General features: G+C 48.7%; 18 protein-coding genes and 4 tRNA genes. 9 read left to right on the top strand and 13 right to left on the bottom strand.

Going from position 1 to position 22,937, the window contains the following annotated elements:
- Positions 1 to 37 precede the first annotated feature (37 nt).
- The 7 genes from bchD (at position 38) to NZM05_00440 (ending at position 9,815) form a co-directional block, all read left to right on the top strand.
- Positions 38 to 1,870 carry a magnesium chelatase ATPase subunit D gene (gene bchD, locus NZM05_00470; protein ID MCS7012090.1) on the top strand — a complete coding sequence of 611 codons (1,833 nt, stop codon included), beginning with the start codon at positions 38 to 40 and terminating at the stop codon, positions 1,868 to 1,870.
- Positions 1,871 to 1,888: 18 nt separating this feature from the next.
- Positions 1,889 to 2,452, top strand: coding sequence for an aminodeoxychorismate/anthranilate synthase component II (locus NZM05_00465; protein MCS7012089.1), 564 nt, complete (start codon positions 1,889 to 1,891; stop codon positions 2,450 to 2,452).
- A gap of 63 nt (positions 2,453 to 2,515) precedes the next feature.
- On the top strand, positions 2,516 to 4,612 hold the full coding sequence (locus NZM05_00460; GenBank protein ID MCS7012088.1) for a S9 family peptidase: 2,097 nt from the start codon (positions 2,516 to 2,518) through the stop codon (positions 4,610 to 4,612).
- A gap of 239 nt (positions 4,613 to 4,851) precedes the next feature.
- Positions 4,852 to 5,670, top strand: coding sequence for an alpha/beta hydrolase (locus tag NZM05_00455; GenBank protein ID MCS7012087.1), 819 nt, complete (start codon positions 4,852 to 4,854; stop codon positions 5,668 to 5,670).
- Positions 5,667 to 6,302, top strand: a complete 636-nt coding sequence (locus NZM05_00450) for an arylesterase (protein MCS7012086.1) — start codon at positions 5,667 to 5,669, stop codon at positions 6,300 to 6,302. Before NZM05_00455 ends, NZM05_00450 begins: the two co-directional genes overlap by 4 nt.
- Positions 6,303 to 6,609: 307 nt before the next feature.
- Positions 6,610 to 8,418, top strand: a complete 1,809-nt coding sequence (locus NZM05_00445; protein ID MCS7012085.1) for a tetratricopeptide repeat protein — start codon at positions 6,610 to 6,612, stop codon at positions 8,416 to 8,418.
- A 161-nt stretch (positions 8,419 to 8,579) separates the two neighbouring features.
- On the top strand, positions 8,580 to 9,815 hold the full coding sequence (locus tag NZM05_00440; GenBank protein ID MCS7012084.1) for an FAD-dependent oxidoreductase: 1,236 nt from the start codon (positions 8,580 to 8,582) through the stop codon (positions 9,813 to 9,815).
- Positions 9,816 to 10,075: 260 nt separating this feature from the next.
- Here the strand turns inward: NZM05_00440 and rplL are convergent, their stop codons facing one another.
- The 12 genes from rplL to NZM05_00380 form a co-directional block, all read right to left on the bottom strand.
- Positions 10,076 to 10,471: a 50S ribosomal protein L7/L12 gene (rplL, locus tag NZM05_00435; protein ID MCS7012083.1), complete on the bottom strand. Its 396-nt coding sequence runs from the start codon at positions 10,469 to 10,471 to the stop codon at positions 10,076 to 10,078.
- Between the two features lie 93 nt (positions 10,472 to 10,564).
- Positions 10,565 to 11,092 (bottom strand): 50S ribosomal protein L10, encoded by a 528-nt coding sequence (gene rplJ, locus NZM05_00430; GenBank protein MCS7012082.1) that lies wholly within the window; start codon positions 11,090 to 11,092, stop codon positions 10,565 to 10,567.
- A gap of 20 nt (positions 11,093 to 11,112) precedes the next feature.
- The gene (gene rplA, locus NZM05_00425; protein ID MCS7012081.1) at positions 11,113 to 11,799 is read right to left on the bottom strand and encodes a 50S ribosomal protein L1; all 687 of its coding nucleotides are present in this window, start codon (positions 11,797 to 11,799) and stop codon (positions 11,113 to 11,115) included.
- A gap of 56 nt (positions 11,800 to 11,855) precedes the next feature.
- Entirely contained in the window at positions 11,856 to 12,281 is a 426-nt protein-coding gene (rplK, locus tag NZM05_00420) for a 50S ribosomal protein L11 (protein ID MCS7012080.1), read from the bottom strand.
- Positions 12,282 to 12,310: 29 nt separating this feature from the next.
- Positions 12,311 to 12,910 (bottom strand): transcription termination/antitermination protein NusG, encoded by a 600-nt coding sequence (gene nusG, locus NZM05_00415; GenBank protein MCS7012079.1) that lies wholly within the window; start codon positions 12,908 to 12,910, stop codon positions 12,311 to 12,313.
- A 20-nt stretch (positions 12,911 to 12,930) separates the two neighbouring features.
- Positions 12,931 to 13,143 (bottom strand): preprotein translocase subunit SecE, encoded by a 213-nt coding sequence (gene secE, locus NZM05_00410; protein MCS7012078.1) that lies wholly within the window; start codon positions 13,141 to 13,143, stop codon positions 12,931 to 12,933.
- Positions 13,144 to 13,172: 29 nt separating this feature from the next.
- Positions 13,173 to 13,245, bottom strand: a tRNA-Trp gene (locus NZM05_00405).
- A gap of 84 nt (positions 13,246 to 13,329) precedes the next feature.
- A tRNA-Thr gene (locus NZM05_00400) sits at positions 13,330 to 13,402 on the bottom strand.
- A gap of 16 nt (positions 13,403 to 13,418) precedes the next feature.
- Positions 13,419 to 13,501 (bottom strand) — tRNA-Tyr (locus NZM05_00395).
- Positions 13,502 to 13,595: 94 nt separating this feature from the next.
- Positions 13,596 to 13,668: transfer RNA gene (locus NZM05_00390), tRNA-Thr, on the bottom strand.
- A gap of 171 nt (positions 13,669 to 13,839) precedes the next feature.
- The gene (locus tag NZM05_00385) at positions 13,840 to 14,424 is read right to left on the bottom strand and encodes a hypothetical protein (protein MCS7012077.1); all 585 of its coding nucleotides are present in this window, start codon (positions 14,422 to 14,424) and stop codon (positions 13,840 to 13,842) included.
- Positions 14,425 to 14,478: 54 nt separating this feature from the next.
- A complete protein-coding gene (locus NZM05_00380; GenBank protein ID MCS7012076.1) occupies positions 14,479 to 15,471 on the bottom strand; it encodes a phytoene/squalene synthase family protein in 993 nt (330 codons plus the stop codon).
- 428 nt (positions 15,472 to 15,899) lie between these two features.
- Between NZM05_00380 and NZM05_00375 the strand changes: the two genes are divergently transcribed.
- Positions 15,900 to 16,496: a hypothetical protein gene (locus NZM05_00375; GenBank protein MCS7012075.1), complete on the top strand. Its 597-nt coding sequence runs from the start codon at positions 15,900 to 15,902 to the stop codon at positions 16,494 to 16,496.
- A gap of 128 nt (positions 16,497 to 16,624) precedes the next feature.
- Entirely contained in the window at positions 16,625 to 18,217 is a 1,593-nt protein-coding gene (gene pruA, locus NZM05_00370; GenBank protein MCS7012074.1) for an L-glutamate gamma-semialdehyde dehydrogenase, read from the top strand.
- A gap of 3 nt (positions 18,218 to 18,220) precedes the next feature.
- On the opposite strand, the gene NZM05_00365 is transcribed toward pruA, so the two are convergent.
- Entirely contained in the window at positions 18,221 to 22,933 is a 4,713-nt protein-coding gene (locus NZM05_00365) for a PAS domain-containing sensor histidine kinase (protein MCS7012073.1), read from the bottom strand.
- Between the last annotated feature and the right edge of the window lie 4 nt (positions 22,934 to 22,937).

The raw sequence follows: 22,937 nt of genomic DNA, 5'->3' as shown, positions 1-22,937 counted from the left end.
TGCTTATCTCTCTGGACAGCAAAAACTCTGAGCAAGAATGCGACCACTTTCATTTAACGAAATCGTGGGAATGGATTTAGCCAAGCAAGCCTTGCTGTTGCTGGCAGTTGACCCGACATTGGGCGGCGTGGCTATTCCAGCAGCAGTAGGCTCAGGCAAATCAACGTTGGCAAGAGCATTTAGTCGAATCTTGCCTGAGGGAACGCCTTTTGTGGAACTACCCGTCAATGTTACTGAAGACCGCTTGCTGGGGGGCTTAGACCTTGAGGCCGCACTAGCGACAGGCAAGCGGGTTATAGAAAGAGGGCTACTTGCCAAAGCGAACGGCGGTGTGCTCTATGTTGATGCGTTGAATTTGCTCGACAATACAACGGCTGCCTATCTCATTGAAACGATGTCGCGTGGAGTGGTCTTTCTGGAACGAGAAGGGCTTTCTGCAGTGCATGAAGCTAAGTTTATGCTCATTGCCACATTTGACCCCAGCGATGGCAATGCGAGAATGGGGCTGTTGGACCGAATCGGCTTGATTGTGCCATTTTCAGCACAGACCCAAGCGGAGACAAGGGCGGAAGTCATTCGTCGTGTTCGAGCACACGAAGTAAAAGGAGCGCACCAGCAAGCTGAAATTGAAGAAGAAGAAAACGCTTTGCGGGCATTGATTTTAGCTGCACGTGCCGACCTCAAAGACGTGGTGCTGTATGATGAACAAATTGAAGCCTTAGCACAAGCTGCAGTCGAGTTAGGTATTGAGGGTAATCGTGTCGATGTCTTTGCAACCAAAGCAGCAGCAGCCAGTGCAGCGCTAAGAGGTTGTCGTGAAGTGGATGACGATGATTTGAAGTTAGCCACTAAGTTGGTTTTGGCGCCACGCGCCACGCGCTTGCCAGAGGAGCAAGCTGAACAAAAAGCCCCTGAGACAGTGATGCAAGAGCCGCCGCAGCCTGCGCAAAGTCACGATAACACGGAGAGCAACGAGCAAACTGACACAAACGAAATGCCATCGCCAGAAGAAATTCGAGAAATGCTTTTGGAGACAGTCGAGACCGAGCTGCCCGATGTCTTGCAACACTTTGCTCTAATGCAGCAGCGCAAAGGAAAGTCAGGCAAGCGAAGCGTGGCAGAAAATATGCGTCGTGGCAAATATGTGCGTGCAGTGAGCGGGCACTTGCGTGAAGGAAAGCTGGCGCTCATTCCGACCATGTTAGCTGCGGCACCTTGGCAACGCGTGCGCCACCGAGAAGACCAGAGAAAATCTTTCATCATCAAAAAAGATGACATTCGAGTCAAGCGATTTCGAGATAAAGCTGGCACGCTCTTTGTCTTTGCGGTCGATGCGTCAGGTTCAATGGCACTGAACCGAATGCGGCAAGCTAAGGGAGCGGTAGCACATCTCTTGCAAAACGCATATGTGCACCGCGATCAAGTCTCGCTGATTGCCTTTCGTGGTAAGAAAGCGGAGGTGCTGCTGCCGCCTTCACAGAGCGTCGAGCGTGCGAAGCGCGAACTGGACGTCTTGCCGACGGGCGGCGGCACGCCATTGGCATCAGCGTTGCTCTTAGTGTGGCAAACCGTCTCACAAATGCGTGCCAAGGGACAAATGCAAGCCACGCTGGTGCTGATTACCGATGGGCGTGCAAATGTGGCACTCGATAGCGCGCAAGGCAACAAAGAGCAGATTCAAAAAGAACTGGAGGATTTGTCTAAACTCATTCGTGCTGAAAACATTCAAAGCATCGTGGTCGATACGCAAATGACTTTTCTCTCAAGAGGCGAAGCAAAAAAGCTGGCTGAAATGCTGGGTGGCAAGTATGTCTACTTGCCAAATGCACGTGCCGAGCAGATTGCAGAAGTGGCACGAGTTGCAACTTGAAATAATTAATCTCCCAGAATGGTTATCGTCATAGACAACTACGATTCCTTCACCTACAACCTTGTGCAATACTTGGGCGAACTGGGCGCTGAGGTAGTGGTGTATCGTAACGATGCAATAAGCATCAGCGATATTCGCCAGATGAAGCCTGAGAAGATTGTGATTTCACCTGGACCATGCACGCCGAAAGAAGCGGGCATTTCCGTGCCACTCGTTCAAGCCTTGCAAGGTGAAATTCCAATTTTAGGAGTGTGTTTGGGACATCAATCAATTGGCGAGGCTTTAGGTGGAAAAGTAGTGCGAGCACCAGAGCCAAAGCATGGCAAAGTCTCCGAAATTTACCATAACGGTCAGGGAATTTTTAGAGGCATCAAAAACCCATTTCAAGCAACGCGTTATCATTCGCTCATTGTAGAGCGGGAAAGTTTGCCAGCATCGTTAGCTGTTACAGCTTGGACTGCAGATGGGCTGATTATGGGCATTGCCTGTGAAGCAAAAAAACTCTACGGCGTGCAGTTCCACCCCGAGTCAATTATGACAACCGAAGGCAAAGCATTGCTCAAAAATTTCCTTGAAATGTAGTTTTTGTAACTTGCCACCTTGTCAAAAACAATGCATCGACAAACCTTTTTTGCATTACTTTCTATGCTCGTACTCACATCACTCATTGAATCGCCCGAAGCAGAAGCACAGAAAAAGTCTGTGCCAAAGCCACCAATAGCAAAGAAAATCCCTAAAACAGATGTCCTGCACGGCGAGACACGCGTCGATAACTACTACTGGCTGCGTGAGAAATCTAACCCCGAAGTCATTCAGTATCTGGAAGCCGAAAATGCTTACACCGACGCAATGACAGCGGGGATTAAAGACTTTGAAGAGACCCTCTACAAGGAGATTCGCGGTCGTATCAAAGAAACGGATTTAAGTGTGCCATATCGGAAGAATGGATACTGGTATTATGTGCGATACGAAGAAGGCAAACAATACGGCATCTACTGCCGCAAACAAGGCTCAATGGAAGAAGGGAGGGAAGAGATTCTAATTGACCTCAATGAATTAGGCAAAGACAAGCCGTTTATTGCATTAGGCACATATGAGGTCAGCGACAACGGTGAGCTTTTAGCCTACTCGCTGGATTTTACAGGCTTTCGCCAATACCTTCTTTTTATCAAAAATCTGAAAACAGGCGAAATTTATCCAGAACGCATTGAGCGCGTAACAGGTGCAGAATGGGCAGCAGACAATCAAACGCTGTTTTACACGCAAGAAGACCCTGTCACCAAACGCAGTCACAAGCTCTTTCGGCACATGCTCGGCACGCCAGTAGAGCAAGATGCCCTGCTGTACGAGGAAAAAGATGAACTCTATCGGCTTTTTATCTCTCGCACACGCGACGGTAAGTTTATTCTGCGTGGTTCAGCCAGCTCTGAAACATATGAATTCTGGTATCTCGATAGCGAAAAACCAATGGGCGACTTCAAGGTGATTCTGCCACGCGAAGAAAAGCACAAATACACTGTCGACCACCGTGATGGACGCTTTTACATTCGCACCAATAAAGAGGCTAAGAACTTTCGTCTGGTGACTGCACCCGTTGAAAAGCCAACGGAATGGACAGAACTACTTGCGCATCGCCCAGCAGTCAAACTCGAGGAAGTAGATGTATTCAAAAATCATCTGGTTGTGCATGAGCGTGAGGGTGGGCTAATACGCATTCGCATCATAAACTTTGCAACCAACACTTCACACGAGATTTCTTTCCCTGAGCCGACTTACGACGCCTATCCTTACGCCAATCCAGAGTTTGAGACAAATCTGTATCGCTACGGCTATCAATCTCTGGTAACGCCCCCATCAGTGTTTGAGCACAATATGGATACGCGTGAGCAAAAGCTGCTCAAAGAAACAGAGGTGGTAGGTGGTTATGACAAGTCACAGTTTCAGAGCGAGCGCATTTTTGCAACAGCATCAGATGGTACGAAAATTCCTATTTCGCTGGTCTATAAGAAAGGCTTTAAGAAAGATGGGTCTGCACCTGCTTTGCTTTACGGCTATGGCTCATATGGGTTCTCAATAGATGCCTCTTTCAGCATTGCACGGCTCTCACTCTTAGAGCGAGGTATGCTCTTTGCAATTGCACACATTCGCGGCGGTGGCGAGATGGGCGAAGAGTGGCACGACAATGGCAAGATGATGAAGAAAATGAACACCTTTACGGACTTCATCGCTTGTGCCGAGCATCTCTTCAAAGAAAAATACACCTCGCCAAATCGCTTAGCGATTCAAGGCGCAAGTGCAGGGGGCTTGCTGATTGGCGCAGTGCTAAATATGCGACCTGACATCTGCAAAGTGGCGCATTTAGGCGTGCCATTTGTCGATGTCATCAACACAATGCTGGATGAAAGTCTGCCCCTGACTGTAGGAGAATTTTTAGAGTGGGGGAACCCGAAAGTCAAAGCAGAGTATGACTACATCAAGCAATACTGCCCCTACACGAACTTGGCGGCAAAAAATTATCCTGCGATTCTGGTTACCACATCGCTGAACGATAGCCAAGTGATGTATTGGGAGCCAGCAAAGTATGTTGCCAAACTACGCGCGCTGAAAACGGACAAGAACCCCTTGCTACTTAAAACCAATATGTCCGCAGGACACGGCGGTGCAAGCGGTCGATTTGACCGAATTAAAGAAATTGCCTTCGAGTATGCTTTCATTATGAGCCAGCTTGGCATTACGAAGTAAACTGCAACGAAACTGCCCTCTCCCATGAGGGAGAGAAGTTTTTCTCTGCAAATCAGGCTGTGCTAAGCCGCTGAACAGTGCTGTCCAATCCTTTCTTCGCTGCAAGACAGGAAGCGGCTCAGATGGCAGCAAGTGAAATTGCTCTCAAAGGTTACTAAGAGCACTTTGTAGGTCAAGCGCCCGTGAACAGGCATTCTGCATGTTGTTTGTATATTTCAGTGAAAAACCAGAGAGACGATATGCTATACTACAAGCAGTATGTATTGTCACCTGATACAGATTGGGTGGTGTTCATTCACGGGGCAGGCGGCAGTTCCTCCATCTGGTTCAAGCAAGTGCGTGAGTTTCGGCGAAATTTCAATGTCTTGCTTGTGGATCTACGTGGGCACGGCAAGTCGCAAACAATGCTCGAGCGTTACAAAGCTGAGAACTATACCTTCCGTGAAATTAGTCAGGAAATTCTCGAGGTCTTGGATTACCTGAAAATTGAGTCGGCGCACTTCGTGGGTATCTCCTTAGGAACCATTATCATTCGCACAATTGGCGAAATCGCACCGCATCGCATTAAGTCAATGGTGATGGGAGGAGCAATTACGCGTTTTAACACCCGCTCTAAAATTTTGATTTTTTTAGGACACTTGGTCAAGCGCTTCGTGCCTTATATGTGGCTGTACAGCCTCTTTGCATGGATTATTATGCCACGCCGCCGGCACCGAAACTCACGAATGATGTTTATCAATGAAGCTAAAAAGCTTTGTCAGCGCGAGTTTATTCGATGGTTCAGGCTAACTGATGAAGCAAACCCACTGCTCAAATACTTTATGGAAAAAGAAGTCCCTGTGCCAACGCTATACCTAATGGGTGATGAAGACTATATGTTTCTGCCACCCGTCAAACACCTTGTAAAGCATCACAAACACGCTGAACTGCGCATTATTGAAAATTCTGGACATGTCTGCAATATTGACCAACCCGAAGCCTTCAACGCCTACTCCATTGAGTTTATCAAGCGGCAAATCAGTCACACCCAATCTTCCACAGCACAGGCTGTGCAATGACAGGTCTAAGGCACTGGATAGCTGCATGTTGGCTTGTAATAGGCGTTAGAGCGCTCTCTCCCAGTGAGGAGCCTAAAACCATACTGTTTCTTGGCAATAGCCTCTCAGCAGGATTTGGCTTAGATCCATCGCAAGCGTTCCCAGCGTTGATTCAAAAAAAGATTGATTCAGCGGGACTGAAATACAAGGTCATTAACGCAGGGCTTTCAGGTGAAACATCGGCAGGGGGCTTGCGACGCATTGATTGGCTGCTGCGCCAGCGCATTGATGTGCTGGTCTTAGAACTGGGTGGCAATGATGGACTGCGTGGCATTAGTGTAGAAACAATGAGACAAAACCTGCAGGGTATTATTGACCGCACCAAAGCCAAGTACCCAAGCGTCAAAATCGTCATTGCAGGGATGCAAGCGCCACCGAATTTGGGCGCAGACTATACCCGTTCCTTCAAAGCCGTCTTCCCTGAGCTAGCAAAGAAAAACAATGCGGCACTCATTCCCTTTCTACTCGAGGGAGTCGGCGGCAATCCCAAGCTAAATTTGCCCGATGGCATTCACCCAACTGCCGAAGGACATCAAATTATCGCAGAAACAGTGTGGAAAACGCTCTATCCGCTGCTGGTGGCAAAGAAATAATAGAGTTAAATGCGCAGCGCTTTCTGAGAGTGAAGCAACTATCTGGATAGCTAAGCAAGAGCAACTTTGAAGAGAATGAGCTTTGTCGTAATTCTGACTGAAGAAGCACGATTGAATTTCAACAGTGCGGCTTTAGCAGCGCCAAAACTTGGCTCGCAAAATCTACTCCCGGTTGAAGTATATTGCTAACTCAGAAGACCAAAATCACTGCAGCGCAAAGTGAGCAATAGCCATAGCCGAGATGGAGTGAATAGTGCGCTAAACCTATAACCCAAATAGTCTCAACATGCAAGCCCACGCAGCAAGTTTGGAGCGGCAATTGCAAGCTGCATCAAGCAATGCCGCAAAGGTGGATGTGCTAAATGCGTTTTCTTGGGAAATGAAAGACTCAGACCCGCGTCGCGCCTTAGCTTTAGCAGAGGAAGCCTACCAGCTTGCACAAGCAGACAAGTATGCCAAAGGAGTGGCTTATAGCTTACGCAATCGCAGTGCATGCTGTGCAATGCTATCACGATACAATGAAGCGCTCACACTGTCCTTAGAAGCACTCGAGCACTTAGATGCACTGGGGGACAAAGAAGGCAAAGCGTCGGTCTTCAGCACGCTGGGGGTGGTCTATACAGACATCAGTGATTACGAAAAAGCACTCTATTACTACGACCAGAGCCTCAAGATTTATGAGCAGATTGGCGATAAGAATGGTGAGATGATGACAACAATGAACATTGGATCTATCTATCAGCAGTTAGGTGACTTCAATCATGCATTGGGTTACTTTCTGGAAAGCCTAAGTGTCAATCGCACCTTAGAGAACAGCAGCATTGAAGCCAGTGCACTCAATCACATCGGTGAGGTCTATATGGCAATGGGGAAGCCAAATCAGGCCTTAGAATACTTTGAGAAAAGTCTGGCTGTAGCACAAACCGCCAATCTGCGGCACACAGAAACAGTGGCCATGCTGAATTTAGGCAAAGCTTACCTTGCGGCTAATGACCCTGAGAACGGACTGTCGTATATGATGCAAAGCGTACAGTTTGCACGGGAGTTAGGAGACCGTCGCATTGAAGCAGAAAGTTTGGCATGCATCGGCTCGCTATATCGCGGTCTGAATGACTTTCAGAAAGCGGAGTTGCGATACCAGCAAGCCCTAAACATTGCACAGGAAATCGGCGCAAAAGACTTGGAGTATGCTTATCACCTTGCGCTTTCAGAGATTTACGAAACAACAGGGGATTTTCGCCAATCATTAGAACACTACAAAGCCTTTCATCAAGTCAAAGAAGCAGTGTTTGGCGAAGAAGCCAGCAAGCGACTACGCCGCATTGCAATTGAGCGAGAAGTCGAAAAGGCGCAGCGTGAAGCAGAACTGGTTCGCTTACGCAACCTGGAGCTTGCCAAAGCAAACAAAGCCTTGGAAGAAGCCAATCAGCTCAAAACGGAGTTGCTCTCTATTGCCGCACACGACCTCAAAAATCCACTCTTCTCGATTATGACCTTTGCAGATATGCTACTTGACCCCACCTCGCCTGCAAGCGACAAGCAGACTCAGTTTCTTTCACTTATCAAAGACCTTGCCTACCGAATGCACCACATCATTAGCGACCTGCTAAATAGCATGAGCATTGAAAGTGGGCGAATCAAACTGAATCTGCACCTGTTTGACTTAGGACAGCTCTCCGCGCTGATGGCTGCAATTTCAACTGCGCGTGCTGAGCAAAAAGGGCAGACTATCACGACTGATATTGAGCAAGGCTGCTATGTGCGTGCTGATGAAGAACGCGTCAAAGAAGTAATGGATAATCTCCTGAGCAATGCCATCAAATACTCGCCACACGGTAGGTCTATCGCAGTGCGAGTCTATCGCAAAGAAAAGTGGATAGTCTTCGAGGTAAAAGATGAAGGACTTGGCTTTTCGGCAGATGAAAAAGACAAGCTGTTCAAGAGATTTCAGCGGCTAACGGCTAAACCAACTGGCGGAGAATCCTCGACAGGGTTAGGACTGGCGATTGTCAAGCAGCTTGTAGAAATGCACGGCGGCAAAGTGTGGGCGCATTCCGATGGCATCGGCAAAGGTAGCACATTCGCATTTGAGCTACCAGCGGCTGAAATTGAATAGCGCGTCCAAAGATTGCAACCTATAAGCTGGGGGTGGGGCAAGGCGTGCACAGGCTGGCAGAGAATAGGTGCGAAATTCAGACTGCTGTAGCAAAAGTGCCAAGCTGAAAATCTTGCGGTGTTCTTTCGTAGAGATATGCCTCGCTAAAGAGCAAGTTCATTATGCAGAAACTGTTGATTCTCGGTTCAGGCTTTGCAGCAATGAGCCTTGTGAAGCACATTGACCTTCGTGCCTACGATGTCACGGTTCTAAGCCCCCGCAATCACTTTCTCTTTTCTCCACTTCTGCCCAGCACTACAGTCGGCACAATTGAATTTCGCAGCATTATCGAGCCAGTGCGCCGCATCCGCAAGGGGATTCATTACCTACAAGCCCGTGCAGTGGCACTGAGCAAAGCAACTCAAACCGTAACAGCACAGTATGTAAATGCGCCTGATACATTCGATGTGCAATACGATAAGCTGGTGATTGCAGTAGGGGCAGTGAATAACACATTTGGCATTGAGGGAGCAGCGGAGTATGCGCTGTTTTTGCGAGAACTCTCTGACGCACGTGCTATTCGCCAAAAAATTTTAGATAACTTCGAACAGGCCTCATTGCCATCTGTTGTTGCGTCGGAGCGCAAGCGGTTGCTTCATACGGTCGTGGTAGGCGGCGGACCAACTGGAGTGGAGTTTGCAGCCGAGCTGTCAGATTTCCTGAGCAGAGAGCTGAAAGCAGTGTTCCCACACATTATCGGTGATGCAAGAATTACTTTGTTAGAAGCAGGCAATCAAATCCTGAGCACATTTGATGCGAAGTTGCGCAGCTACACGATGAAAGTATTTGCGCGCCAGAATGTCGAGGTGCGCACCAATTCATTTGTTCGGAAAGTAACGCCACGCTCTGTCGTGTTAGCAAGTGGCGAAGAGCTTTGTTACGGGTTGTTGGTGTGGTCGACAGGCAATGCACCTTCGCCATTCGTCTTGCAACTACCCTTTGAGCATAGCCGCACAGGAGCAATTCTAACCGACGGGTATCTGCGCGTGAAAGGAGAGACGAACATTTTTGCAGCGGGCGATTGTGCCACCATTGAAGATGACCCGCAACCAGCAACTGCACAAGTTGCCCAGCAAGAAGGTATCTACCTTGCAAAGCTGCTTAACGCCATGGCAAAGTTGCACACCACGGCACCACCGCTCCGGCGATTCAAACGCATTAACTTTGGGATGTTAGCCTACATTGGCGATAACCGCGCTGTGGCAGACCTGCCACAGACTAAGTCTGGAGGTTTTGCCACTTGGCTCTTTTGGCGCTCGGCTTATCTCACCAAACTGGTAAGCCTAAAAAACAAAATGCAAGTGCTGTTCGACTGGCTGAAAACAAGCCTTTTTGGGCGCGATGTCAGTCGATTTTAGCGTGGTTCGAAGTGCCTTAGGTTATGTGGAAAAAATTCTCTCTAAGTGACGATTAAACCTCAAGAGAAGGCGCAGTGAAAACTTGGTGCACTCAGCGCAGTTAGAAAAATGCAGAGATGCCTGAGTGCTTGGTGCGCTTTGACACGCTACTCGGGTTACGAACCGATTGAGTGTTACGTGCGTGAGCAAGTAAAAAGCTCCGTGCAGGCTGTAAGCAGCAAGCACGGAGCGAATGCACAGAGAATCTTGGTGAAAAAGCGTTACTTGAGTTCAACTTCCGCACCAGCGTCGCGCAGCTCCTTAGCGAGCTTTTCCGCTTCAGCCTTTGGCATTGCCTCTTTGACCGTCTTGGGCGCACCATCGACGAGGTCTTTTGCTTCTTTCAGACCAAGACCTGTAGCGGCACGCACGACCTTGATGACGTTAATCTTGTTTGCACCTGCATTCTTCAAGATTACGTCAAACTCGGTCTTTTCTTCGGCAGGAGCAGCTGGAGCGGCAGTGGCTCCTGCGCCTGCTGCAGGGGCTGCACCAGCCACCATCACAGGTGCGGCGGCAGTTACGCCAAACTTCGCTTCTAACGCTTTTACCAGCTCCGCAGCTTCAGTGAGCGTGAGCTTGCTGATCTCTTCAACCAGTGTTTCGACAGATGCCATTTTGCGTTGTTCCTCTCCTTGTTTTATTCGGCGAAAGTAGAAGCCAATCGCCGAGGGTTAATTGAATTGAGTGCGTAATAGTCCGTCATAAACTTACGCGTTAGCGGCTTTTTGCTTGGCGATTTGGTCTAAGACGCTGACCAAGTTGCGCATAACGGCATTGATAGTCATAGGCACGCTGGCAATAGTCTGGTTGATAATGCCTATAGCCTTGCCGATGTTTTCCGCCTTGTTCGTCATAGAGGCAATCGTAGCCAGCTGGGTGTGGTCAAAGACCTGCCCATCGACCGATGCCCCTTTGAATTTCAGCTTGTCATTTTCCTCTGAGAATTTCTTTAGGATTTTCGCAGGCGCAATCGGGTCATCGTATCCAAAGGCAATTGCAGTCGTGTTCTTCAGAACGGAAAAGAGCTTGTCGGACAGGTTGGCACGCTCAATTGCTTTCTTGATGAGCGTATTCTTTACCACCTTGTACTCAATGCCTGCCTTTCTTAGCTCATTACGCAACGCCTGGCTTTGCTCAACAGTCATACCCTGAAACTCAGTGAAGTACACCGCTTGCGCCCGCTTCATTTTCTCAGCAACTTGCTCGACGATTTTTTCTTTTTCTGGTCGTTTCATTTCTCGTCAAGGTTTATAAGTTATCCTGCCACCTCGCGCTTGATTTTGATGCTCGGCGACATCGTGCTTGAAAGGTAAATGCTCTTGATATACTGTCCCTTTGCGGCAGCTGGCCTAGCACGCACGATAGCACTAATAAATGCTTGCACATTTTCTGCCAGTTTTTTTTCATCAAACGAAACCTTGCCAATGCCAGCATGCACGACGCCTGCTTTATCCACCCGAAACTCAATTTTACCAGCTTTGACTTCGCGGACGGCTTTGCCCACGTCCATCGTTACGGTGCCAGATTTCGGGTTTGGCATCAGGCCACGTGGCCCAAGCACCTTACCAAGCTTACCAACTTCAGCCATCACATCAGGTGTAGCAATAATGACATCAACATCGGTCCAGCCACCTTGAATTTTCTCCACATACTCGGCTAAGCCAACATAGTCTGCGCCTGCGTCTTTGGCTTCTTGTTGCTTGTTTTCTCTGCAAAGCACAAGGACACGCACGGTTTTGCCAGTGCCATGTGGCAAAGTAACGGTGCCACGCACCACTTGGTCGGCTTGCCGTGGGTCAACGCCTAAGCGCATTGCAATATCGACGGTAGCATCGAACTTCGTGGTGCTGATTTCCTTGATTTTTGCAACAGCCTCGGCAATATCGTACTCTTTGGTACGGTCAATTTTTGCCAGCGCTTGCTGATATTTTTTTCCTGCCATCTTAAAGAAGTGGTTTTGGCGACGCTTTCGCGTCTCCCACAGTTAGAAGAGATAGGTTATCCTTCAATCACAATGCCCATATTCCTTGCCGTGCCCTCAATCATTCGCTCTGCAGCTTCAAGAGATGTGGTATTGAGGTCAGGCAATTTCATTTCCGCAATTTTACGAATCTGCGCGCGCGTAACCTTGCCAACTTTAGTGCGGTTCGGTTCGGCAGAGCCTTTCTCAATTTTCGCCTCTTTGAGCAGCAAAACCGATGCGGGCGGCGTTTTGGTAACGAAAGTAAAGGACTTGTCGGAATAAACCGTAATCACAACAGGGATAATCAGACCCTGCTGAGAAGCGGTTCGGGCATTAAACTGCTTACAGAACTCCATAATGTTCACACCCTTCTGACCCAGAGCAGGGCCGACAGGAGGGGCAGGGTTAGCTTGTCCTGCTGGAATTTGAAGTTTGACGTATCCGACAACTTTTTTTGCCATTGCTGAAGTTATGTTGTGAAATTGCGATTTTAATTTCCTGTGACCAGCTTGACCTGCGAAAAATCAACTTCGGTCGGGGTGCTGCGTCCGAAAAAGTTAATAAGCACCTTGACCTTCATTTTCTCGGCATTGATTTCCTGCACCACACCCACCAGCGAGTTGAACGGCCCATCAATAATTTTGACTGTGCTGCCAACTTCAAAAGGAGCTTTCATTGAAATGCGCCGCTCATCAGACTCTTGTGGCTCCAAAATACGCTTCACTTCTTCAGGACGCAGCGGGGTTGGTGTATCTTTGACCCCAAGAAAGCCAATTACTGAGGGCGTCTCCAAGATGAGGTTTTTGACCTGCTTATCTAAGACGGCTTCAACCAACACATAACCCGGAAATGCGTTTTTGGTGCGGCTTTTCTTCTTGCCATCCTTGACCTCCACAAACTTCTCATATGGAATATAGACCTGTGCGAGCTTGTCCTGCAGGCCTTGCTTTGCAACCTCTCGGTCAATGTGCTCCTTAACCTTACGCTCATGCCCAGAGTAGGTTCGAACCGTGTACCACTTTCTCTCGCTAGCTAAGGGCGAAACTGTATCTGCCTTCTGTTCCGTATTGGCTTGGACAGGCTCTGCCATATTAATCCCCCTAATGTGATTTAAAGCAGCGATACCAATTTCCTAATCAAAAAACTCAGAGTTTCATCGACGATGAAAGTACCCAGCACCAGAATACCGCACACTGTTAGCACCACTAGTGTCGATTCCTTGACCTCTTCTTGGCTAGGCCAAGTCACTTTCTTCATTTCACTGACTACCTCTTGGTAGTAGTTTACAATGCGTGCTGTCAGGGAGAGCTTTTTCTCTGACATATCAGGTTCACTTGAATCGTTTCAGAGCGCACGGGCGGTAGGACTCGAACCCACAGCCTGCGGTTTTGGAGACCGCTGCTCTACCAATTGAGCTACACCCGTATGTGGGTTGATGCAAGCAGCGTGTGCCAAAAAGCACCCTGTGCGCTGTGTTGTGCAAACGGGCGCGTGCTTACATCGCCTGCGAGCTGATGACCGGGATTGAACCGGTGACCTCGTCCTTACCAAGGACGTGCTCTACCAACTGAGCTACATCAGCACCCATTTGAACAGCGTGGGTAGGGAAGGATTCGAACCTCCGAAGACCGAAGTCAACTGATTTACAGTCAGTCGCGTTTGACCACTTCGCTACCTACCCATGCGCTGAATGCTGCGTGACTGGCGCAGCACAAACCCTGTGAGCTTGTTCGGAGTGACGGCATTTGGGTTTCCGCCAAGCTCTGCTCACGCTGAGCTGGTGGAGGGACTTGAACCCCCGGCCAGCTGATTACAAATCAGCTGCTCTACCAACTGAGCTACACCAGCATGCTTCATAATCAAAGGGCTGCAAATTTAGCGCCTTCTGTGCAAAAATGCAAGAAATGGTGCAAAGTGAGATAAGCTTCTCCAAGTGTCTTGTCCACAGTCTCCTGCCTTGCCATACTGTTGCCGCTGTGCTGGGGTTAGAGAAAGAGCGTGCAACAAGCACAGCTAAAATTAGTTGCGCACGCTAGCCGTGCCAAAGTTTGTGGTGTCCAGAATAGTGCAAGCAAATTCTTGGCGAATGCGCTCCAGCATCTTGCGTGAGACGTGCTGCATTCCAAAGCTCATTGCCGCTTCTGACATAACCTTGATAATTGGCTCTGGAAAAAAGCGGAGCAACACAGGCACATCGAAATCCACATGGATTTGCATACTGACATCGACAAATGTCTCCGTAGCCGAAAGCGGTTTCAGAAGCATTTCACCATTCGCTCTACCGATGAAAGTGTGGTCATTAGGCATCTCGCCTTCAACGACGACAGGATATTCTCTCCAAAAAATCTGACTATGTGTCTCGGGTGAGAGGTTGGGCACAAATTGCTCAATTTGCTCCACGAAGAAAATCAAATGAATCGGATGGGACTGCGGATCCATAATCTCAAAATCCCAGCGGTAGACATTGTCAATCTCAGTAGGAGACACTTCTCGGCAGAAGGGATTGAAGGACAAGATTTTTTTCTGGTTTGCAAAGAAAGGAAAAACGTGTTCCAAGCTTGCGTTCAAGATAACTTGACCGCGTGACCGACCAATGACCTCCATAGCTATTCTCCTTTCTGGCGCATTTGGGCTGGGCGCCAAAGCGGTCCAGCTCAGCTATGAGAGCGCCGTGCTGATCCAAAGGTAAGGTAAACTGATGAGTTTTCCAGTGAGGGAAACAAAGGCACGTCGGGAAAAGACATCGTAGCGGTTTTTCTCAATGCGTTCGAGGATTTTTCTGTAATTGACGCTGCTGACGCGCACGGCAAGGCGGCTATCCTTTGAAAGAAGAGGAATGCCTGCGTCGGCATCGTCGTAATAGCGCCGAGCGCGCGCAATTTGAAATTTCATCAGCGCAATAAAGCGTTCATCAAGCACGCTTCGGAATAAATCTTCTTCCGTGTAATTGAACCGCGCAAGGTCTTCCAAAGGCAGGTATATTCGCCCCTTACGAGCATCTTCGCCAACATCGCGCAAGATGTTCGTTAGCTGCATAGCAATCCCTAACTTGACGGCATAACTGAGTGCTTCTTTACTTGAGTAGCCGAAAATCTCCGACGTCATTAAGCCAACTACAGAAGCAACCTTGTAGCAATAGACATAAAGCTCCTCGAATGTTTGGTAGCGGCTGACCGCTAAATCCATACAAACACCATCAATAAGTTCTAAGGGCAGAGACTTTGGAATGGCGTAGCGCTGCAGCATATCATACCACGCCAGCATAATCGGGTTGTCAAGAATGACACCGCTGTAGCAAAGCTCTAAGTCAGTGCGCCACTGGTTAAGCAGTGCGGCAATTTTCTCCTTTGTGAGTGCTTTGCGTCCCTCTTCTGAACGGTCAACAAGGTCATCTACATAACGACAGAGTGCATAAACAGCATAGACAGGTGGGCGCTTTTGAGCTGGCAAAAAGTGTGTGGCGAAATAAAAGGTTTTGGCATGTTTCCACGAGATGGTTCGGCAGTATTCATATGCGAAAGCCAGCTTTTGTGGGTCAATCTTGGCAGAGTTGTGAAGTGTCCGAGCCGCTAAGCCATCAGAAGGTGTGTGGTTTGGGTGAGAAGGCCCAGTGCTAAGGTTTGGGTCTATGGTTCTTTGTTCAAAGTGCATATACGGTCTCTTAGATTTTCGTGCTGAGCATCACGGAGCGGCGCAACTTTCGAGTTCTATGCAAAAATTTGCTCAATTTAGCGATTTTCCTAATCCTGCGAAAACAAGGCTATGGCGGCGAATTCTGTCTATTGCATTCTCTGCTGGCGCAAAACGTTTGCCGCACCAAAGTCTGCTACACTCACTAAGGTAGAAGAGTTGCATATGTGTAGGGTGGTGCACAAGCTGTGTGTGAACCATAGCTGCTGCTCAAAATGTCCGAGGGATTTGCCAAATTTTAGAGGCGATAAAGAGTGAGTGGAGAGGCGCAACCTGAAAATGTGCGATGAGATGCGCCTGAAAAAACGATTTACGCCCTTGAAAAATTCTTATGCTGGATTAAATTCAGAGCAGCGAAAAAATGAACAAACCTTTCAGGAGTAAAGGGTATGGATTTGAAAAGTCTTGTGATGACCATTGAGAGCTACTTCTTCTTTGCGGTCATACTCATTATGCCTGTTTTCGCACTGGTGTCCCTCTTCAATCGATTTCGCATCAAGCAGGTAAAGCTTGCCATTCGTCATGGTGCACTCTGGGGCTATCCGTTAATGCCAAGCATTTATGCATTTGTGCAAGTCGTTTGTGCGCTAATTGCCTTAGCAATCGGCGATGAAGATTCTGCGGTGAAGTTTGGATTTTATTTCTTAGCAAGTATCTTTTGGTTTATTGGTGCATGGGCGTCTGAGCAGCGGCTGGTAACTGACGAGGGAATTTATCTAAGCATTAACATTTATCGCAAGTCCTTGCTTAAATGGGGGGCTATCACAGACTACTTTGCTAAGCCGAAGAAAGGCTATGTGGAGTATCACTTCTTTTTCAATACCACCGCAACCCAAAAAGGCAAGCGTGTCTTGCGCCGAAGTGTTGCGATAATCAGAGTCCAGAATAGCCAGAAAGACGCTTTCGAGGCTATCTTGAAGACCGAGCTTGAACCGCGCTTTGAAGTTGACCCAGCCAAAATTTTCAGAGGCGAGTTTAAACCCTAATTGCGAACAGAGGTGTATCTCTCGACAGTCAGTTCTTTTCTGTCCTCGCTAAGCGCCATAACCCTACGGACAATTTGAGCAACTTTTGCTAAGTTTGCCGCACAAATGCTAACCAACAACCTGCGGCAATGAAAGACAAGAAAAAACACCATAAACCTGCTTTAAAGCTCTCTCCCTTCGTTAATGAACCGCCAACAGATTTTTCAAAGCCAGCTGAGCGGCGCGCAATGGAGCGAGCGCTGGAAAAGGTGCGGGCACAGTTAGGCGGCGACTACCCCTCTTTCATTGCAGGCAGCGAAGTGTGGCGGGAAGAGAGAATCACTTCAGTCAATCCCTGTAACTACCGTCAAGTGGTAGCGACAGTTCCGAAGAACACCATCGAAGATGCACATCGGGCAATTGAGGCAGCAACCGAGGCCTTCGAAGAGTGGAAGCAAACACCTGCCAAAAAGCGTGTAAAGATTCTGCTCAAAGCAGCCGAAATGCTACGCAAGCGAAAGCATGAGTTCTCAGCTACGATGGTTTTTGAGGTCGGTAAGAATTGGGTAGAAGCGGATGCAGATACAGCCGAGGCAATTGACTTTATAGAGTTCTATGTACGCAGTGCTTTGCGCCTAAGCGGAGAACAGCCTGTGACTCCTGCGCCGAAGTGGTTAGGTAAGGAAAAAAATCGATTCATCTACATTCCGCTGGGAGTCGGCGTAGTATTGCCACCGTGGAATTTCCCGCTAGCAATTCTATGCGGTATGACCGTTTCGGCACTGGTTACTGGCAATACGGTTGTGCTCAAGCCATCGCCTGATGCACCGTGGATTGCACATCGCTTCTATGAGCTTTTGCAGGAAGCGGGATTACCGAAGGGAGTGTTAAATCTTCTGCACGGGGGTGCAGAGTTAGGCGAAGCATTAGTAACGCACCCTAAGACACGGTTTATTTCCTTTACAGGCTCAAAGGCAGTCGGACTACGAATCAATGAGCAAGCCGCAAAAACCCAAGAAGGTCAGCAGTGGATAAAGCGAGTGATTGCGGAGATGGGAGGCAAAGATGCCATTATTGTAGATAGAGAAGCAGACCTTGATGCAGCGGTGGAGGGGGTGGTAGTATCTGCCTTTGGGTTTTCAGGTCAGAAGTGTTCAGCCTGCTCACGGGCGATTATTGATGCCAAAATCTATGACACGTTCCTCAAACGCTTGGTAAAACGAGTGGAAGCAATCAAAGTCGGTGATGCTGAAAGTAATGCAGAAATGACGGCTGTCTCCAGTGAGCGCGCCTTCGAGAAAGTGCGACAGTATATTGAAATTGGCAAAAGCGAGGGGCGCTTGCTGACAGGGGGCACTTGCGACAAAAGCAAAGGATATTTCATTCAGCCAACGGTATTTGCAGATGTGGCGCCACATGCCCGCATTGCACAGGAAGAGATTTTTGGGCCAGTGCTGGCTTGCATCAAAGCCAAAGATTTTGATGAAGCCTTAAAAATTGCAAACGATACGGAGTATGGTCTAACAGGAAGCGTCTACAGCAAAAATCCGAAGAAGTTGACGCGCGCAAGCGAAGAATTTTTTGTCGGCAACTTGTATCTTAACCGCAAGTGCACTGGAGCGCTGGTCGGTGTGCACCCCTTTGGTGGATTTAAGCTCTCGGGGACAGACAGTAAGACAGGCAGTGAAGATTACCTCTTACTCTTCCTACAAGGCAAAAGTATTTCGGAAAGAGTAAAGTGAAAATTACCTGATGGTGAAAAACTCTTTGGGAGAAGGGGCTGCCTTAACAGGCGGCACTTCTTGGTGCATCGGCAAAGTGAAAGCCACCGTCGTGCCTTTACCAAGTTCGGACTCTGCCCAGATTTTGCCGCCGTGTAGCTCAACCACTTGCTTGGCAATAGAAAGCCCCAGTCCTGTGCCGCGAGAACCGTGTTTGGAGTTAGCTTGTCGGTAGGCGTCAAAGATGAATTCTACTTCTTCTGGGGCAATACCTTCGCCTGCATCAATAACCATCAAGCGAGCAAAGGGGTGATAGTGCTCTATAACTTTCTCCAAGCGCACTTCTATCTGTGAATCACGGTAGGAAAACTTGATGGCGTTGCTGACAATGTTAGTAATGACGCGTGCAATTTTGTCGAAGTCAAAGTAGAAAGTGAAGTCCTCTGGTGCAACAACCTTACGCAGGGTAATGCCTTTTGCGCGCATGTCAAATTGGTTCTGTTCCAAGACAAGGTCAAGGCAAAGCTCGAGGTTAGTTTTGACATAGTCGAGTTTCACCATTCGAGATTCATACTTGGAGAAGTCTAAGATTTCTTGAACAAGGCGCGTAATATTGCTCGAGGAGAGGTGAATCTGGTCAATAATGTTGCGCAGGTTTTCAACAGGCATAGCTTTCAGGTCCATCTGACGCAGCATTTCGCTGTAGCCGAAGATGGCAGAAAGTGGCACTTTCATATCGTGCACGACCATTGCAAAAAAGTTATTGCGAATGGTCTCCAGCTCTTTTCGCTGACGCTCAAGCTCTAGCTGTTTGCGCATATCAATCAGCACGCTAAAGGCGCCGACCACTGAGACCTCACCACTGGCACGCAAAACCAACTGCGGCTCTGACGAGATTTTGAACGGGATTGCGTCACCTGTGCTGGTCATCAGCCAAATCAAATCTTCTGAAGCGATACTACCTGAGTAGAGCACGGCAGTTTGACGACGAACAGCCTCAAGTGAATCGGGGTGAGCAATATCTTCCAAGCGAAAACCAATGAGCAGATCGTTACCGCGATTGAGCAGACGCTTAATGCAGGCATTAGCATACTCAATCCTTTGCTCTTTGTCGAAAATGAGAAAGCCATACTCGACATTCTCAACCAGATTGCGGAATTTGGCTTCAGAGGCAGTAAGCGTCTCATTTAGCTCTAAATTTTCCAGATGCGTAGCTAAGCTACTGGCGATAAGCTCAATGAGGCGCACATCGTCCAGAACGTCTTGCACTGACTTTTTGACACGCGCTAGCATTCTGCCCAAAGAGAGAAATCCATAAAGTTTGCCCTGAGAGCCAATAAGCGGGATGATGAAATTGATAAGTTTATCTTCTCGCTCAACCTTGCCGCAAAAGACAGCAAATGCTTCTTCGGGCGAAAGGGCAGGAGGTAAGTCTGAGACAGTGCTATGTGAGCGCCGCAGCATTTCATTTTCCAGCCACTGCAAGTCATAGCAGTAAGCATTGCCAGCTTGTCCTACCCGATTACGCTCGCTAAGCGAGAGTTCAAGAAAGAGCGGGTTGTAGGTGGCGACGCCTTGTGTGTAGCTTTGAATAAGCGGTGCGATAGACTTGCTGGGCTGGTCATCAGAGAAAGCTACAAGCTCAGGGTGCTCCATGTAGTAAAAGTCGGTGAGCGTTTGCTCACTCTTGTTAAGAAGCGCTGCAAGCACATAGCGAAAGCTCGACTGCTCAACGGAGCGCTCGCAGACCATTTTGATCTTGTCGTGCAGGGAAATCGGCTGGTTGAGTCGTACATCAAGTTCCAAGAGTCGCTGAATGAAAAGGCTTTTTTGGAACAGTTGCTGCGATTCTTGCGTGAGTGTTTCCGTGAGCAAAAAGTTTGTAAGGTCGGCCTCGACCACACTGATAAAAAGGTCAATAGCCGTGAGGCGTACCATTGCTTCACTGATGTCTTGGCAGTCCAGGAAGTTGCCTAAGGAGATAAAGCCGGTGGTTTGCAGGTCAGTGCGTGCACCGATGTTGAGCGGCACAACCAGCGTAAAGTAATCAGCCTCTTTGCCAGTCGCAATAGCAGAAAGGTAACGAGCAAGGTTGGTTTTCCCATCGGCGCAGGGTGAGCATTCACTGATTTCTACAACCTGCTGGTATGAAGTGCCTTTTACTTTCAGGGACGAATGAGGAGAATTGATTTGGCGCAGGTCAACGCAGTAGACTTTAAGCGATTGAATGCGAAATTGATCGTTACTGAAAATGGCATTGTAGGCAGCACGGTTTACCTTAGCGCCGGGCTTGAAGCTTTCTTTGGCAAGTGCTCGAGAGGCTTCCGAGAGATGATGAGAGCAATAGCAAGTGCCATGTCGCACAGTGCCACTAAGGTCATCGTATAGCACGACGCCTGCAAAATCCAGTGCCGCAGCCTGCGTGAGCGTCTGCGTCAGTCGCTGGAGCTTTTCGCTAAGCGAGGTAGCTTGCGAAATTTGACTGCTGCCCTCAAAAAGGAGAGTGAGGGTATTGCTCAGGCGCTGTTTAGCCGCAAGTTCTTGAGCGCGCTGGGCTTCGATTTGTAGAAGCGAGCACTCTTGCGAGAGCCGCTCTGCAAAAAGTGCAATAACTTTGGTGCGCTCGATAAACTCTGCAGTCAGCTCTTCTTCGGCAGGTAGCAGCCACTTCCCTAAGCGAATAAAGCCCATCAACGACTTACGCTCCGAATAGAGCGGAAACATAAGCTGGACTTGCTCACTGCCTTTGAAATACGCCCGCAGAGCACGCGTACCTGCAGCACCAGATGCACCGTTGGTGTAAAGGGCAGTTCGGTCAAAGGCAAAGCAGTATCCCGCTGAGAAGTGCGGTGAAAAAATGCGTTCAAGCGTGCGAAACGGAACAGGGCGTCCAATCTGGTAGCGCTGGCTGAAGCGAGCTTTCTCTGTTTCCTCATCGGTCTGAGGGTGCGCGAAAATTTCAGATGCTACAACATGTCCCGTCGAGTCGTACAGCACAATTGAGGCAGAACTAAAGCCAAGCTCCATTACAATTGCTTCACCAACGATGGCAAACTTCTCAGCAATCGTTTTTGCCGATTGAATGCGTAAGCTGGTTAGAAAAAGCGAATCCAGCAGGTCGTGCAAGGTCTTGGTCTGCAGCTCATAGCGCTGCTGCTCTGTTTGCGTAAGCAGGCGAGAAATTTCACGAGCCAGCGTCTCGCTAAGCAATGCCACCGCCTTCAAAGTCTGTGGCAGCGAATCACTTAAGCTGTGTGCTGCCTGAGTGGGAGAAGGCAAGTCTAAGGTCAGGTATCCCAGTACACTGCTGCCAGAGGTGAGAAAGAAAAACAGTCCGATGTCGTAATCGTCAAAAAAGCGAGTCATCTGTTTTTGGCATAGTGCGGGCGATAGCCACTCTTCTGAGACGCGAATACCAGTCTCCAGCGCTGACTGAATGGCGGAGACTTGAGTGCCACTAAGCCAGTAAGCCTCACTGAGTTTGAGCGTAGGAGAAAAAGCAACGAAATCGCACACATAGCGTGGCAAGGTCGCATGTGGAGAAAGAAATACGCGCAGCGGCGCTTCATTGGTTAGGTGATATGCATAGCGCTGAGGCTGCTCATCGTTTTGTGGAAAAAGCACAAAAGCACAATGTGAAAATCCAAAAAGATGCACCAGTGCATGCCCCATCGTCTGCACCTTTGCGTCAATCGTTTTCTGCTCACTAATCTCGCGCGAGAGCGAAATCAAGAGGTCAAGTGCAGTGGTGCTATCGGATTCATTGCCTTGAAGAAATGGGGTGTCTGTTGCGGTTGGTGCAGGCGATAGGTTCTCAACAGATGGAGACAGTGCCTCAGGCTCAGAGACCACTGCTGTAGGCGGTTCAGCTGGCTGATAAAGCAGTGGCTCTAAGGAGACACTGGCAGCCTGAACAAATTGGTCGATAACTTGCTCCAACTCCAGAACTTGTTCTTGCGATAGCGCAACGTTACGTAAGCTCCGCCCAATAAAGATGGCGCCAAACAGCTCGCCACTTGACCGGCGCAGCGGCAGTAGCACAGCATACTTGCCACTTTCGCTCTGCGACGCAGTGGCGTTGTAGAACATAAAGAGAATCTCGAGTGGGATTTTGCGCAGAGAAGTTTTGCGTGGTGTCGTAGTGGGCTGCTGACGCACGCGCTCGAGCAAAGAGGTTTTTGTCTTTCGTGATGAAAGGGGCAGGTTAGCGGTTTCAATGTTCGGCCTAAACTCCACAAACGGCACGGGTATCTGTGCTATGCCCAGTGTGGATTCTAAATCTGATTGTTCAAAGCAATAGGCGTTTTGGAAACGGTATCGCTTCTGCTGCAAGAGGCTCTCGTAGAATGCACGCCGCTGTGCAGCGGTTGCAGAAAGATGCGAAAGAAAGCCTCCACGTGCGGCCTCACTTGGCTCGACTGCATAGAAGTGGGCAAAAGCAACTGAGAAATCGTCCTTAAAAAGCGCAATTGCAACAAATGATACGGAAAGCGCACTAGACAGTGCTGAAGAAACGCCTTGCAGCTTTTCTGTGCCTTTGGCAACAGAAAGTTTCTGGAGATCGTGTTGCAATTCATCGGCGAGGAGTTTCGGAGAGCGATAGTGCAAACGACGTGCAAGTTCGCCTCGCGTTTCTGAGAAAACGCTGAGTATAGAAGCAGGTAACTCAGTTGTCAGTGTGCTGACAGAAACGTCATTCCCCTGCCCATCAGAGGCGCTATGCATTTGGTCTGCCATTGCA

This window comes from Chloroherpetonaceae bacterium, assembly GCA_025056565.1.
Lineage (GTDB): Bacteria > Bacteroidota > Chlorobiia > Chlorobiales > Thermochlorobacteraceae > Thermochlorobacter.
Note: the sequence above shows the minus strand (reverse complement) of the source record. Positions and strands in the feature narration are given on the sequence as shown.

Coding starts and splice junctions, on each gene's coding strand:
- pruA (MCS7012074.1), top strand. CDS start 16,625: ATGAAAGACAAGAAAAAACACCATAAACCTGCTTTAAAGCTCTCTCCC.
- NZM05_00460 (MCS7012088.1), top strand. CDS start 2,516: ATGCTCGTACTCACATCACTCATTGAATCGCCCGAAGCAGAAGCACAG.
- NZM05_00440 (MCS7012084.1), top strand. CDS start 8,580: ATGCAGAAACTGTTGATTCTCGGTTCAGGCTTTGCAGCAATGAGCCTT.
- NZM05_00455 (MCS7012087.1), top strand. CDS start 4,852: ATGCTATACTACAAGCAGTATGTATTGTCACCTGATACAGATTGGGTG.
- NZM05_00465 (MCS7012089.1), top strand. CDS start 1,889: ATGGTTATCGTCATAGACAACTACGATTCCTTCACCTACAACCTTGTG.
- rplA (MCS7012081.1), bottom strand. CDS start 11,799: ATGGCAGGAAAAAAATATCAGCAAGCGCTGGCAAAAATTGACCGTACC.
- rplL (MCS7012083.1), bottom strand. CDS start 10,471: ATGGCATCTGTCGAAACACTGGTTGAAGAGATCAGCAAGCTCACGCTC.
- bchD (MCS7012090.1), top strand. CDS start 38: ATGCGACCACTTTCATTTAACGAAATCGTGGGAATGGATTTAGCCAAG.
- secE (MCS7012078.1), bottom strand. CDS start 13,143: ATGTCAGAGAAAAAGCTCTCCCTGACAGCACGCATTGTAAACTACTAC.
- rplJ (MCS7012082.1), bottom strand. CDS start 11,092: ATGAAACGACCAGAAAAAGAAAAAATCGTCGAGCAAGTTGCTGAGAAA.
- NZM05_00385 (MCS7012077.1), bottom strand. CDS start 14,424: ATGGAGGTCATTGGTCGGTCACGCGGTCAAGTTATCTTGAACGCAAGC.
- NZM05_00365 (MCS7012073.1), bottom strand. CDS start 22,933: ATGGCAGACCAAATGCATAGCGCCTCTGATGGGCAGGGGAATGACGTT.
- nusG (MCS7012079.1), bottom strand. CDS start 12,910: ATGGCAGAGCCTGTCCAAGCCAATACGGAACAGAAGGCAGATACAGTT.
- NZM05_00450 (MCS7012086.1), top strand. CDS start 5,667: ATGACAGGTCTAAGGCACTGGATAGCTGCATGTTGGCTTGTAATAGGC.
- rplK (MCS7012080.1), bottom strand. CDS start 12,281: ATGGCAAAAAAAGTTGTCGGATACGTCAAACTTCAAATTCCAGCAGGA.
- NZM05_00375 (MCS7012075.1), top strand. CDS start 15,900: ATGGATTTGAAAAGTCTTGTGATGACCATTGAGAGCTACTTCTTCTTT.
- NZM05_00380 (MCS7012076.1), bottom strand. CDS start 15,471: ATGCACTTTGAACAAAGAACCATAGACCCAAACCTTAGCACTGGGCCT.